13 protein-coding genes and 2 pseudogenes are annotated in these 13,945 nt (G+C 45.7%); 5 read left to right on the forward strand and 10 right to left on the reverse strand.

Features of this window, described 5'->3' with window-relative positions; translation table 11 throughout:
* Positions 1–62 precede the first annotated feature (62 nt).
* The 7 genes and pseudogenes from sufB to ACTWJ7_RS25160 all read right to left on the reverse strand — a co-directional run bounded on the left by sufB (position 63) and on the right by ACTWJ7_RS25160 (position 6,764).
* A complete protein-coding gene (gene sufB, locus ACTWJ7_RS25130) occupies positions 63–1,460 on the reverse strand; it encodes a Fe-S cluster assembly protein SufB (protein WP_285074676.1) in 1,398 nt (465 codons plus the stop codon).
* A 20-nt stretch (positions 1,461–1,480) separates the two neighbouring features.
* Positions 1,481–1,911 (reverse strand): annotated as a pseudogene (gene sufU / locus ACTWJ7_RS25135) (Fe-S cluster assembly sulfur transfer protein SufU).
* Positions 1,901–3,121: a cysteine desulfurase gene (locus tag ACTWJ7_RS25140; RefSeq protein WP_024629095.1), complete on the reverse strand. Its 1,221-nt coding sequence runs from the start codon at positions 3,119–3,121 to the stop codon at positions 1,901–1,903. The pseudogene sufU and the gene ACTWJ7_RS25140 overlap by 11 nt, the downstream one beginning before the upstream one ends.
* A complete protein-coding gene (gene sufD / locus ACTWJ7_RS25145; protein WP_301879497.1) occupies positions 3,118–4,422 on the reverse strand; it encodes a Fe-S cluster assembly protein SufD in 1,305 nt (434 codons plus the stop codon). The genes ACTWJ7_RS25140 and sufD overlap by 4 nt, the downstream gene beginning before the upstream one ends.
* 24 nt (positions 4,423–4,446) lie before the next feature.
* Positions 4,447–5,228, reverse strand: a pseudogene (gene sufC, locus ACTWJ7_RS25150) (Fe-S cluster assembly ATPase SufC).
* Between the two features lie 371 nt (positions 5,229–5,599).
* Positions 5,600–6,175 (reverse strand): DUF1802 family protein, encoded by a 576-nt coding sequence (locus tag ACTWJ7_RS25155; protein WP_301879498.1) that lies wholly within the window; start codon positions 6,173–6,175, stop codon positions 5,600–5,602.
* 127 nt (positions 6,176–6,302) lie between these two features.
* Positions 6,303–6,764, reverse strand: a complete 462-nt coding sequence (locus ACTWJ7_RS25160; RefSeq protein WP_079345979.1) for a Dps family protein — start codon at positions 6,762–6,764, stop codon at positions 6,303–6,305.
* A gap of 300 nt (positions 6,765–7,064) precedes the next feature.
* On the opposite strand from ACTWJ7_RS25160, the gene mtnK reads away from it, so the two are divergent.
* Both mtnK and mtnA read left to right on the forward strand, forming a co-directional pair.
* Positions 7,065–8,282, forward strand: a complete 1,218-nt coding sequence (gene mtnK, locus ACTWJ7_RS25165) for an S-methyl-5-thioribose kinase (RefSeq protein WP_079345981.1) — start codon at positions 7,065–7,067, stop codon at positions 8,280–8,282.
* Positions 8,283–8,329: 47 nt separating this feature from the next.
* Positions 8,330–9,403 (forward strand): S-methyl-5-thioribose-1-phosphate isomerase, encoded by a 1,074-nt coding sequence (mtnA, locus tag ACTWJ7_RS25170; RefSeq protein ID WP_079345983.1) that lies wholly within the window; start codon positions 8,330–8,332, stop codon positions 9,401–9,403.
* A 106-nt stretch (positions 9,404–9,509) separates the two neighbouring features.
* On the opposite strand, the gene ACTWJ7_RS25175 is transcribed toward mtnA, so the two are convergent.
* Complete coding sequence (locus ACTWJ7_RS25175) at positions 9,510–9,812, reverse strand: YunC family protein (RefSeq protein ID WP_017689545.1); 303 nt, start codon at positions 9,810–9,812, stop codon at positions 9,510–9,512.
* Positions 9,813–10,043: 231 nt separating this feature from the next.
* Between ACTWJ7_RS25175 and ACTWJ7_RS25180 the strand changes: the two genes are divergently transcribed.
* Positions 10,044–10,622 carry a hypothetical protein gene (locus ACTWJ7_RS25180; RefSeq protein WP_301879499.1) on the forward strand — a complete coding sequence of 193 codons (579 nt, stop codon included), beginning with the start codon at positions 10,044–10,046 and terminating at the stop codon, positions 10,620–10,622.
* A gap of 146 nt (positions 10,623–10,768) precedes the next feature.
* Here the strand turns inward: ACTWJ7_RS25180 and ACTWJ7_RS25185 are convergent, their stop codons facing one another.
* Entirely contained in the window at positions 10,769–11,155 is a 387-nt protein-coding gene (locus ACTWJ7_RS25185; protein ID WP_024629083.1) for a DUF423 domain-containing protein, read from the reverse strand.
* Between the two features lie 476 nt (positions 11,156–11,631).
* On the opposite strand from ACTWJ7_RS25185, the gene ACTWJ7_RS25190 reads away from it, so the two are divergent.
* Positions 11,632–11,913 carry a hypothetical protein gene (locus tag ACTWJ7_RS25190; protein ID WP_301879500.1) on the forward strand — a complete coding sequence of 94 codons (282 nt, stop codon included), beginning with the start codon at positions 11,632–11,634 and terminating at the stop codon, positions 11,911–11,913.
* A 114-nt stretch (positions 11,914–12,027) separates the two neighbouring features.
* Entirely contained in the window at positions 12,028–12,876 is an 849-nt protein-coding gene (locus tag ACTWJ7_RS25195) for a DegV family protein (RefSeq protein WP_301879501.1), read from the forward strand.
* Between the two features lie 136 nt (positions 12,877–13,012).
* Here ACTWJ7_RS25195 and pdaA read toward each other — a convergent pair whose 3' ends face one another.
* Positions 13,013–13,792, reverse strand: coding sequence for a delta-lactam-biosynthetic de-N-acetylase (gene pdaA, locus ACTWJ7_RS25200; RefSeq protein ID WP_079345991.1), 780 nt, complete (start codon positions 13,790–13,792; stop codon positions 13,013–13,015).
* Positions 13,793–13,945: the final 153 nt, after the last annotated feature.

A 13,945-nucleotide genomic window follows, 5' to 3' on the forward strand; every position in this document is an offset into this window, starting at 1 on the left:
TCATCCTCCATAAAACAAAAAAAGATCGAGGGAAAATCCCCGATCTTTTTTTTGCAGCTGTATTAACCGATGCTGCCTTCCATTTCGAACTTGATCAATCTGTTCATCTCTACCGCATATTCCATCGGCAATTCCTTCGTGAACGGTTCAATGAAGCCCATGATAATCATCTGTGTTGCTTCGGCATCAGTCAAACCACGGCTCATCAGGTAGAAGAGTTGATCCTCGGACACCTTCGATACCGTAGCTTCATGCTCCAGCATAATGTTATCATTCATGATTTCATTGTAAGGAATCGTATCGGATGTGGACTCATTATCCAAAATGAGCGTATCACATTTGATATTGGATTTCGCACCTTCCGCTTGGCGACCAAAGGAAGCCAGACCACGGTAGGTTACTTTACCACCATGTTTACTGATCGACTTGGATACAATGGTTGATGTTGTATCTGGAGCCAAGTGAATCATTTTCGCACCTGCATCCTGATGCTGATTTTTACCAGCTACAGCGATGGACAGAACCGAACCTTTAGCTCCGCGACCTTTCAATATAACTGCTGGATATTTCATCGTCAGTTTGGAACCGATGTTACCATCGACCCATTCCATCGTTGCATTTTCTTCAGCAACTGCACGTTTAGTAACCAGGTTGTAGATGTTTGGTGCCCAGTTTTGGATCGTTGTGTAACGAACACGGGCATTTTTCTTACAGATAATCTCAACGACCGCACTGTGCAGTGAGTTCGTGCTGTAGATCGGAGCTGTACAGCCCTCTACATAGTGAACGAAGCTATCTTCGTCTGCAATGATGAGTGTACGCTCGAATTGTCCCATATTTTCGGAGTTAATCCGGAAATATGCTTGCAGAGGCACTTCACATTTCACGCCTTTAGGCACGTAGATGAAGCTTCCTCCGGACCATACAGCACTATTCAGTGCAGCAAATTTGTTATCTGCTGGTGGAATAACCGTTGCGAAATATTCGCGCAGGATTTCCGGGTGCTCTCTAAGAGCAGTATCCGTATCCATGAAGATTACGCCCTGATCTTCCAATTCTTTTTGCATGTTGTGATAAACAACCTCGGACTCATACTGTGCCGATACACCTGCGAGGAACTTTTGTTCCGCTTCAGGGATACCCAGTTTATCAAAAGTTTCCTTGATTTCGGAAGGTACCTCTTCCCATGTTTTTCCTTGTTTTTCAGAAGGACGAACATAGTACTGGATATCGTTGAAGTCCAATCCGTCGAGATCTCCGCCCCATTTCGGCATAGGCATCTTCTCGAATTGTTTCAGGGATTTCAAACGGAATTCCAACATCCACTCCGGTTCGTTCTTAATCTTGGAAATCTCGGTAACGACTTCTGCAGTCAGACCTTTACCGGTTTGAAAGATGGATTTGTGCTCGTCACGAAAACCATATTTATACTCTTCCATTTCTGGTGCTTTTTTAGCCATCTTGCTCTACCTCCCTATCGTTATTGTACATTGTCCTCTTCGTCAATTCCTTTGCGTAATGCATTCCAGGCCAACGTGGCACATTTAATGCGAGCAGGGAACTTGTTCACACCGGATAGGGCTTCGAGATCTTCATAATCGTCGAAATCGACTTCTTCCCCTTTCATCAGTGAGGAAAAACGGTTAGCCATGTCGAGTGCCTGATCCATCGTTTTGCCTTTGACTGCCTCGGTCATCATGGATGCCGAGGACATGCTGATGGAACAACCTTCCCCGTATACTTGGCTTCCTGAACGATTCCGTCCTTCAGCAAAAGTTGCAGTGAAATCCGGTCGCCGCACGTTGGATTATTCAAATTCACAGTGACAGCGTCATTATCAAACGTTCCGCGGTTGCGCGGGTTTTTGTAGTGGTCCATTATGACACGCCGGTACAGATCATCAAGTTGCATCGCCAAAATACTCCTTTGTCTGGATTAAGGCGCTGACAAGTCGGTCCACATCTTGTTCGTTATTATATAGATAGAAGCTGGCACGAGCTGTTGAACTGACTTCCAGCCAGCGCATCAGCGGTTGGCAGCAGTGGTGTCCGGCACGAATGGCTACGCCACTCGCATCCAGTACTGTTGCCACATCATGCGGGTGCACGTCACCTAGGTTAAAAGTAACGACCCCGACATGACGCTTGGCTGGTCCATAAATGGTCAGTCCGTCAATCTCGGCCATACGTTCCGTTGCATAAGCTGCCAGCACACTTTCATGATGAGCAATCTCATCCATACCAATCTGCTCCAGGAAATCGATAGCTGCACCCAATCCAACTGCTCCTGCGATAATCGGGGTTCCACCTTCGAACTTCCAGGGAAGCTCTTTCCAATTGGAATCATAGAGACCAACTTCATCAATCATTTCACCGCCGAACTCAACCGGTTCCATGGACTCCAGCAGCGCCTTTTTGCCGTAAAGTGCACCGATTCCGGTTGGTCCGCACATTTTATGGCCGGATAATGCGTAGAAATCACAGTCCAAATCTTGAACATCCACCTTCATATGCGGCGTGCTCTGTGCGCCATCTACAACGATGACAGCACCATTACGGTGTGCAATTTCAGCGATTTGTTTTACTGGATGAACAACACCCATAACATTGGAAACGTAGGCGATTGCAACAATTTTGGTTTTGTTTGTAATCGTCTTCTCCACATCAGCCAAATCAATGTTGCCATCTGGCTGAAGCGGAATGTATTTCAATGTCGCTCCCGTTTCCTTGGCTACCTGCTGCCATGGAATCAGATTGCTATGGTGTTCCATCTGCGTAATAACAATTTCGTCGCCTTCTTTGCAAACTGCGCGTCCGTAAGACGAAGCAACCAAATTCAAAGCGGTCGTTGTCCCACGGGTGAAAATGATCTCCTGTGTGCGTCGTGCGTTGATAAACTTGGCAACCTTCTCCCGTGCGCCTTCATAAGCATCCGTTGCACGGCTTCCAAGCGTATGAACACCACGATGCACATTGGAGTTCTCATATTCATAATAATGTTTAATCGCTTCGATTACAGCCAGCGGCTTCTGGGAAGTCGCTGCGTTATCTAGATATACGAGCGGGTGTCCGTTGATTTCCTGGTGGAGGATCGGGAACTGCTCGCGGATAGCCGGGTTCATTGTCCCAGTTTCCGTTCGATGAGAGACTGCAATTGGGTACGCAGTGCTTCCAGAGGAATATCCGCCACCACCGGAGCCAGGAAGCCGTAAATGATCAGGCGTTCCGCATCCGTACGGTTAATCCCGCGCGACATCAAATAATGAATTTGCTCCACATTGACTTGACCTACAGAGGCTGCGTGACCTGCTGTTACATCATCCTCATCAATGAGAAGAATTGGGTTGGCGTCTCCACGTGCTTTCGGGCTCAGCATCAGTACTTTCTCTGTTTGCTGTCCGTCCGCTTTGGTAGCACCTTTCTCAATCTTCGTGATTCCGTTAATGATTGCAGAAGCTTCTTCACGCATAACTGCACGTGTAATCATCTGGCTTGGCGTGTTTTTGCCGAAGTGACGAGCTTCTGTTGTATAGTTCAGTTTCTGGGAACCGGAACCTACTGCAATCACTTTGGAATCGGAGCTTGAGCCATTTCCTTTAAGAACTGTCATCGTGTTGCTTGCAGTATCACCGTTGTTCATCTCGCCAACGATCCACTCAATCGAACCGTCGTTCTCCACCACTGCACGGCGGAAGGATACGTCGGTAACACTTGTGCTTAGTTGGTGAACAGATGCGAAACGGACTTTGGCCCCAGCTTTCACGAACACTTCCACAACACCGTTATGGAATACAGGTGAAGACAGTTCGCCGGATACATAGTTATCTACATAAGTAACGGAGCTGTTGGACTCAGCAACGACAAGCACGTGAGGTGCAAACGTTGCAGAAGCATCGTCTGTGAGCAGTACCGCTTGCAGTGGAACTTCAATTTCAACGTTTTTCGGAACATAGAGGAATACCCCGCCGTTCCAAAGTGCTGCATGCAGTGCTGCAAGTGAATGCTCATCTGCTTTTACAGCCGTATTCAGATATGTTTTTACCAGATCGCTATGATCGCGAACCGCTGTAGCCAGATCTGTGAAGATAACTCCTTTTGCTGCAAGATCAGCAGACAACTTGGAGTACACTGTACCGGAATTGCGCTGGATAACCAGGCTGCCTTCAGCTTGATCTTGAACCAAATCTTTGATGGAAGCAGGTACTTCTGTCAAAGAAGAAATGGCTTCACTTGCTTTATATGTGCCGTACTCGCTGACATTCCAGCGTTCGATTTTTTGTTTTTCCAGTTTGGGAAGCGCAAGCCCGCTCGCAAGCGTTAAAGCTTCGAGCCGCTGTTCGGTCAACCAGCCGGGTTCATTATTACTTTCCGACAAGGCGCGAAGCGCTTCAGATTCAACCGGAAGAATTGTTTGTGTAGTCATTGATTATCCTCCTCCGTTTTGTCTTTACGCTTCTTGGCCTACAGTTTCGTCTGTGATTCCCAGCTCTTCCTTAACCCAGTCATATCCTTCAGCTTCCAGACGGTGAGCAAGCTCAGGTCCGCCAGATTTCACGATACGACCTTGCATCATTACGTGAACGTAGTCAGGCGTAATGTAGTTCAACAGACGTTGATAGTGAGTGATGATCAGGAAACCGCGATCTTCGCTCTTCATTGCATTAACACCGTTTGCCACGATTTTCAGAGCATCGATATCGAGACCGGAGTCAATTTCATCAAGTACTACGATCTTCGGATCCAACAGCATCATTTGCAGAATCTCGTTCCGTTTTTCTCACCACCGGAGAAACCTTCATTCAGGTAACGGTGAGCAAATTCAGGATTCATGTCGAGTTCTTTCATTTTACCTTCCATTTGGCGAATGAACTTGATCAGGGAGATCTCGTTGCCTTCACCACGACGTGCGTTAATTGCGCTACGCAGGAAGTCGGAATTCGTTACGCCAGCAATTTCACTCGGGTATTGCATAGCCAGGAACAGACCTGCACGAGCGCGCTCGTCTACTGCCATATCCAGTACATCTTCACCGTCAAGAGTTACTGTACCTTCTGTTACTTCATATTTAGGGTGCCCCATAAGTGCAGAAGCCAGCGTTGATTTACCTGTTCCGTTCGGACCCATGATTGCGTGGATTTCTCCACCTTTCATTTCCAGGTTGATGCCTTTCAGGATTTCCTTACCTTCGATCGTCGCTTTCAGACCTTCAATGACGAAATTCGTAGCCATGTGTATTGTTTCCCTCCATTGATTAAATTGATGTGTACTGTCGAAAACGAAAAAGCGCCTATTATATCTGAACAGGGCTTCCCCTGAATTTCTCCTGTGCTCCAATCTTCAAAGCAAGAATCACTTTAGAATAATTCTAAACTGATTCTCAATGATAATCAAGTCATTTCCTACGATCTCTTGTCCCGTGCAGGAAACATTATTCTACCTGATTCTATCTTAAAAGCCCGTTTGAATCAAATAACAAAACTTCTTCGTCATAAATAGACAGTGAGAAAAATCACAGGAATTTAACCTTTTAACGAATCTTCTCCTCTCAACCGAAAAAAGGACCTATCCACATCATGGACAAGTCCTTTCGATAATTAACATTACATTTTGAGCGTCTCGTTAATCTTCTGTACCTGTTCGTCAAAATCCGCAACATCCAACACCGGCGTCATTTCGCTCGGCACCGGACCATTCGGAATGGAAATCCATGAACGGCATCCGTTGTATTCAGATAATACGGGAATCTCCATCGGTTCCTTCAAACGGTACACTCGGAGTATCAATACGTGAAGTGGATCTTTGCGTTTCCACCTTAAACGGTCTTCGGCAAAATCCCCAGTCCACATATGAAAGTCATGAAGTCGATCCAGCATCTCCTGATCTCTGATCTTTAAATCCTGCGTCACTTCAGCATATGCCGTGAGACGGATCGTCGAAGCTTCAGGCACCCATTCGGCCAGTGATTCCTCAACATAGGAATGATCAGAGGACTTTATCAGTTCTTTACGCTGATGTTCATAAGTCGGATACAGATAGAACGCTGGACTTTGCAACTCAAAGCGTCGGGTTTCCTCCACAATCCCGCCTTTGCGCATTACCATAATCTGGCGACCCGTTTCCAGTGCTTTGATTGCGGAGGCCCATTCTTTTAATGCCGGTACAGTTGTGCCTATCATAGGTTCTCCTCCCGAAGTCAGTCTTGTCAGCAGTATAGACGCTGGGCGCTATCCTGACAACGTGAAAGTTAGGGTGGAGTAATGTATGTTTTATAAGGCAGCAAAAACTCGATAAGTGAAGGTGGAATTAGCCCAAGAAAGAGCGAAGCATCCACATATGTTTCTCCAGATCAGCCTTGAAGCCTGTCAGCATATCGGATGTTGGTTGATCTTCCGCAGCTTCTGCCACTTCAATACCTTCCTGGTACTCGTTCGACAATGTAGCAAAATCCTCGATCAGATTCTGTACCATTGTGTTGGCATCTTCACCACCAGCAGCCTCTTGAATAGAGGACAACTCAAGATATTCTTTCATTGTAGCTGCAGGGCTGCCTTTAAGAGTAAGAATACGTTCAGCAATTTCATCCATTTGTACAGTCACTTCATTGTAGAATTCTTCGAATTTCACGTGCAGTGTGAAAAAGTTAGGTCCTTTTACATACCAGTGATAGTTATGGATTTTCACATACAGGACGTTCAGGTTTGCCACCTGACGATTAAGTACTTGTTCCACCGATTTTGCTTGATTTGTTTTGTTTTTTGTAGCCATCTTAATCCCATCCTTTTATTATAAAATTAGTCTGACATTCACTTTAAGCAGGTCAACCTGCCGTCAATGACAGAGATTTAACAATTCGGCTCCACCCTGTGGCAGAGAGCCTTGTCGGCGGTATTCCTGTCAACCGTCCGGCCTATTTGTTTTTACCCGTGCACAGGAAGTTCGAAACAAGTCCGGTATCACCTGTCTCAAAAAAGGGTACAAAATCACAGTTATTTCCGATATACTGACATATACCAAGCAAAGAAGTGGGTTTTCTCCTGTTTCTTCATATATATGGAGGTGGCATTCTTGTCCCAATATCACCCTTTAACGCCCCAGGATGCAATCGACCTGGCCAAAACATTACCGGGTCCGTTTGCGGCAGATGCGAATCTGGAATGTCGTGAGATCGGTGACGGCAATCTGAATTTGGTCTTCCATATCACGGATCAGAACTCCGATAAAAGTATCATTATCAAACAAGCTCTTCCTTATGCGAAAGTGGTCGGAGAATCATGGCCATTGTCTCTGGTACGTGCCAGAATTGAACGGGAAATCCTGCAGGAAGAGTATCGTTTATGTCCGGGAATGGTGCCCGAAGTGTACTATTATGATGATGATCTCGCCTTAACCGTGATGGAGGATTTGAGCGATCATGTGATTATGCGTAAAGGCCTCATCGATGGTGGAACATATCCTCATTTTGCACAACATATCGGGGAGTTCATGGCAAGAACGCTGTTTTTCACTTCAGATCTTGGTATGAACCAGCAGCTGAAGAAAGAAAAACAGGGAAGATTCGTCAATCCGGATCAATGTAAAATAACCGAAGATCTGATCTTTGATGAACCTTATCGCATTGCGGAGAAAAATAATTATGAGGCTTCCATTGAAGACGAAGCGGAAGCACTTCGTACAGATGGAGAACTCCATCTTGAAGTAGCTTTGCTGCGTGAGAAATTTCTCACCCATGGTCAAGCTCTACTTCATGGTGATCTGCACACAGGCAGCATTTTCGTCACGCCTGAATCGACCAAAGTCATTGATCCCGAATTTGCTTATTTTGGGCCTATGGGATTTGATGTAGGTGCCGTGCTTGCCAATTTGCTTCTCCATTACGCCTCGCTGCCAGGTCGAATTCAAGATCAGACGGCTCTTCATGAGCGTGAAAAGATTTTGTTGGATATGGTTCGTGACGTATGGACTGAATTCGAATCCCGCTTCCGTGGTCTGTGGACTTCCGACATGGTTGATCCTATGGCTAAGGCACCTGGATACGAAGATCTTTATGTACAACAATTATTCAGAGACGCTGCTGGCTTTACTGGCGCGAAAATGGTCCGCCGTATTGTCGGACTCGCGCATGTGGCAGATATCGATACGATTGGGGATGCCACAGAACGTGAACGTGCTCAGCGCAAAGCGTTGGCGATTGGTAAAGCACTTATCAAGCGTAATCGTAATCTGAACACAATCGGTGAACTTCTGGATACAGTAGCTACAGCAGTTACTGCCATTAAAATCTAACTTAAAGAACTCATAAAGGCTTAACTCAAGGAAACGGAGGAACATCCATGACAACCCCTGAACATCAGCCTTTGTCCTCCCTTATATGGAAACAGGACAAGCTTGAAATGCTTGATCAGCGTTTGCTGCCTGAAACAATTCTGATGCTGAAACTGTACACGCCCGAGGAAGTATGGGAATCCATCCACTCGATGAAAGTTCGCGGTGCTCCGGCGATCGGGATTGCTGCTGCATTCGGCGTAGTACTAGGTGCCAAGGCATATGACGGACTTGCCATACAAGGCTGGCTGGATCATGTAAAATCCATCTGTGCTCATCTTGCCACTTCCCGTCCAACGGCTGTTAACCTGTTCTGGGCGCTGGATCGTATGATGCAAAAAGCCAGTGACCTCGCTGAATCAGGTGCAAGCATCGAAGATAGCAATGCTGCTCTTGAAGCTGAAGCTCTCTTGATTCAGAAAGAAGACGAAGAAGTTTGCCGCTTAATCGGAGAAAATGCTCTTCCTTTGTTCGCAGACGGTATGGGAGTACTCACACACTGTAATGCTGGCGGACTTGCAACCGCGAAATACGGAACGGCGACAGCACCGATGTACCTCGCTCACGAGCGCGGCATCAACCTGAAAGTATTCGCAGACGAAACCCGCCCTGTCCTTCAGGGTGCACGCCTTACAGCCTTTGAGCTCCAGCAAGCCGGCATTGACGTTACTCTGATCTGCGACAACATGGCAGGTATGGTCATGTCCAAAGGCTGGATTCAGGCAGTTATCGTCGGTACAGACCGCGTTGCTGCCAATGGGGATGTAGCTAATAAAATCGGAACTTACAGCGTAGCGGTCCTTGCCAAAGCGCACAATATTCCATTCTATGTAGCCAGCCCGCTGTCCACCATTGATCTGTCTACACCATCCGGAGATCTCATTCCGATTGAGGAACGTGCTGCGGAGGAAGTAACCGAAGGATTTGGTAAACGTACAGCACCGCAAGGTGTAAAAGTATTCAACCCGGCGTTTGATGTCACTCCTAACGAATATGTAACGGCCATTATTACGGAAAAAGGCGTTGTTCGCGCTCCTTTCCAAGAGAATTTGGCTGCCCTGTTCGCCAAGGATGAAGCTTAAATTAATGGAAGTATGTTTTATCGTTTGAGATAGATTAGTACATGTAAATTAAAGAGAGGGGCTTCCCAGAAGGGGAGCCCCATTTTCATCGCTGATTATTCAGGAATTAGATCATCTTGAGCAATGCTTCTACACCCGTCATGCCAACCGTAATGCCCATCGCTTCGGCTTCCGTGGTCACTGACTCCATAGGTGCATGCAGCAGCTGTTCCAATGTGCGCACGCCAACCGCCCGAGCTGCAATAATCTTGCGATCCCCAAGCTTCTCATTAAGTAACCCCACATCGAGTGCTCCGCACATAATATATCCTTTAGATGTATTAATCGTCAGTAATGTCGTTTTGGGCAGCTTAACCTCTACCCCGACCAAGACATGCTCTCCAACCACAATCGGCTCCATCGTCACCATAATTTCCCGATACACCTCCTCTTCCTCAGGTCACGATAATTGTATGCCTCATTTTGGATAGCCGTGTGGACTCCTGCGGAAAAGGATTGGAAATGAATGTGGTTTTACTTAAATTAGCCCAAGTGGTTCGCTCATTTTCTATGTCTTCAGCACTATGATTATAGCAATTTTAGTGATATAGTGTAGTGAAGCTTAAATTTGCTGACATATCTTTTAACGGGGCTGGGATGAATGAAAGAAACCTTATCCAACGAAGAAGAAATCGGCTTTTTGTTCAATGTCGATATTCTTATTAAGAGCCGCTCGAATGCATTGGCACTGCAGTCCCTGTTGGAGTTCATAAACAAAGAGGAACAAATTGCGGACTTCCGGATTCAATCCGGCATAGAGCTTGGCAAAATTATTGAAGTGACACTGCAGTCCAAAAAGGACTCCTTCGCCTTTCTTCATAAAGAAAGAAAAAAATCACAATCTAATGCAAGACAGAAGAACTCATCACCAAACCAAGCGACAGATCCAACCGTTCCAGTCTTACCACAGTCCGATATCGAAACACCTGCTTCCAAGCTTACTCCTTCGTCTGAAGTATCCAACAATACCAACGGAAATTCATTCGATGTATGGATTGATACCCTCATCAAAGAAAACCGTCTTACACGGATCGTTGTGAACAATAAGAACGGCAAGCATCAGAGCATTCCATGCCGTATACTGAATTTTGATCGGGATAGCAGCATTGTGAGTGTCTACCATGTGGACGAAAAACAAGTGTATACGTTTCGAACCAATGAAATCGATGAGTTTTTGTAATCAATGAGCATTTAAACGAAAAGCAACTTACGTAGGAAATCTTTAACCATTTCCCGTGCAAGTTGCTTTTTTCAGGTTCATTCACATGTAACAATGAACTGGCACCACTTGAATAGCCCATAGCTTTAACCATCCATTGCAGATCGTCATGCGCGATCTTTTCCCCGCTGCCATACGTCCATTGCTAATAGCAACCACCCAACAATAAAGGCTACCCCGCCGATTGGGGTGATGGCTCCCAATATTTTAATACCCGAAATACTCAGTACATACAGACTGCCCGAGAATACGATAATTCCAATAAACAGCAGGCGTGCTGCCCACTTGAGCTTAGTGGAGGGTCCAAGCTGACCCGCTGTGAGACCTATGATTAGCAGTCCGATTGCATGTATCATGTGGTATTGTACTCCGGTTTCATACACCGCTATGGCGTCCGCACCGATGCTTTCCTTGAGCATATGTGCACCAAACGCACCAATAGCCACCGAAAGCATCGTCAGTACAGCACCCATCATCATCCATTTCCGTTGCATTTGCCTTCTCTCCCTTAGTTCATCTCTCAACTATTCATTTTAGCGAATCCTTGCCGTGTTTACCAGCAAGCTACGATGCGGAAGGCATTCATATGTCTGGTTATATATACTTTCCTTCGCTTTTGCCTCAAAATCGACGAAAACTGGCGTGAAACCTTGATTTTTATCGATTTTTATGGAAAAGTAAAAAGGAGTGCCTTCATTCTCTTAATTAGAATCATCTCATCGAGATTAGGTTAATTACACACACTCATGACCACGAGTAAGGAGGGATAAACCATTCATGGATAATCAAAATAACCAGAATAACAATGATCCTTATCAATCAGGCTCCGGTACAGATCATTCGGATCCCAATCATGACAACCCATTTACACCTTCTCCCTCCTCCCTGGAAGATCCACCCGTGGGTCGATTGAAACATTCTGGGCCTGTATTGCAATTTTGTGATTGGATTGGTGTCGATCATTGGTTACATGCTGACTTTATTTATTGCCACGATGGCTATCAACAGTGCAATTGGTGTCGTAACCACACCGATCCAAGTGGAAGAAATTGCATTGCATCCAGCAGTTGTTCTGGCTTCTCTGGCTGTTCTGGTTTGTCTGATACTTAATCTCGCAGGACTCATTCTCGGAGTGATTGGGCTTGTGCTCAAGAATCGAAAAAAAGTCTTTGCTATCATTGGTACCATTCTCAGTGGAGTCATGATTCTGGCATTCGCCGGGCTTATTATTGCAGGTATCTATATGGTTTAAAAGCTTACATTAGGCTCAAATTCATTTCTCAAAAAATTGTAACGAAATGACACTTGATCCCTATCATCTTCATCCATTTTAATGGCCAAATTTTCGTATCCAAAGGAGATTGACATGTCACGAATCAAAATTTTCACGGACAGCACAAGTGATCTGGCCCCAGCATGGATCCAGCAGCACGATATCGGTATTATCCCATTATATGTCGTGTTCGGTGAGGAATCACTGAAGGACGGTGCTGAAATTAAGCCGGAGCAGCTCTATGAACGTGTAAGCAGGGATGGGCGTCTGCCCAAAACGGCAGCACCTTCACCTGCTGATTTCATGACGGCATTTCAACCTTACATAGAACAAGGATATGATATTTTATATATCAGCTTGTCCTCTGAACTCTCGTCAACCTATCAAAATGCAAGATTGGCCAGTTCCGAGTTTCCAGAAGGTCGCATCTCTGTGGTGGATTCTCTGAATCTTTCTTCCGGGATTGCCCTGATGGTCATGAAGGCAGTTTATGCAGCAGAAAAAGGGCAAAGTCTGACCGAGATTACACATCTCGTCGAAGCCATCAAACCGAATGTGCGAACTGAGTTTGTCATCGATACGTTGGAGTATCTGTACAAAGGTGGACGCTGCTCTGGCATGCAAAACCTGATTGGCAGTCTGCTCAAAATTCGACCAGTCATTCGGGTAACCGATGGCAAGATGTCACCTGCGTACAAGGTCCGTGGCAAACGGGAAAAGGCCTTGGAACAAATGCTGCAAAACACACTTAGTCATAAGGAACAGATCGACCGCGATCTCGTGATCGTTGTGCATACCATGGCCGAGGAAGATGCGCTAGATTTGCAAAAATCTCTGCAGGAACAGACCGGAGCGCGAGTGGAATTGACTACGGCTGGTTGCGTTATATGTAGTCATTGTGGTCCCAAAACGATTGGTATCATTTATAACACAGCTTTATAAAAATCCTTCTTATCACACGGCACATTTTCCAGATACAATCATGCGTCCGCCTGCTTAATCCATTAAAGATCATGCCAAAAGGGCATCCCAAGCTATCGTAGCTCAGGATGCCCTTTTTTATTGTAAACATGTAACCTTAATAACTTTTTGTTTTCAGGTCATTCAAATTTTTGAACGCATATCCTTGCTTACGAGCCTCATCAATGATGGAAGCTAACGCCTCCGTGTTATCTTTCGACACAGAGTGAAGCAAGATGACTGCTCCTGGATGCAGCTGTTTCAACACTTGCTGACGCGCGTAGTCTGCCCCTTTTTGAATTTTGGTATCCCAATCTTTGTAGGCAACGGACCAAAACACATTAACGTAACCTTGGGCGTGGCTCTCTGCGAGCGTCCGGTTGTTGAAAATGCCACGTGGTGGCCTTAAAAAGGTCGCTTGCTGTCCAGTCAACCGATTGACCTCAGACCGTACCTGATCAAGCTCTGTTTTTAATTTCTCATTGGAAACTCGGGTCATATCGGGATGGCTCCAGGAGTGGTTCCCCACAATATGCCCTTCTGCCGCCATTCGTTTCACCAGCTCAGGCTGATCTTTCAGATAATGCCCGGTGACAAAAAATGCAGCAGGCACTTTCTTATCACGCAGAACATCCAATATGGCTGGTGTAAAGCCATTTTCATAACCGTTATCAAACGTAAGATACAGTTCTTTCTGTTTCGTATCCCCCAGGAAAATGGCATCGTTTTGTTGCAAAATCTCCTTAAACCCTTCCTGATCAATGGAAGGCAATTGACCATTTTGACTTTTTTTGAAGCCAAAGTGATACGCTCCATTTATTGGCGATGCTTCAGTATGCGCTGGTAATATACCGAAAGCCAATATGGCCAGCAGCATGTAGAGAACCATTCGCTTCATTGCTATCCGCTCCTGTTCCTGAAAAATTCGGTTTGTCGTTTCCTATCACGAACACCTTCAGGTAATATGCCACAGGAGCAGCTAATGTATGTAAATTTCAATTACAGATTGCTTCACATACATGAACCAATGGGGCGCCTACTCCATTCTCCA

The organism is Paenibacillus sp. 1A_MP2 (genome assembly GCF_052244825.1).
GTDB classification, from domain to species: Bacteria; Bacillota; Bacilli; order Paenibacillales; family Paenibacillaceae; genus Paenibacillus; species Paenibacillus vandeheii.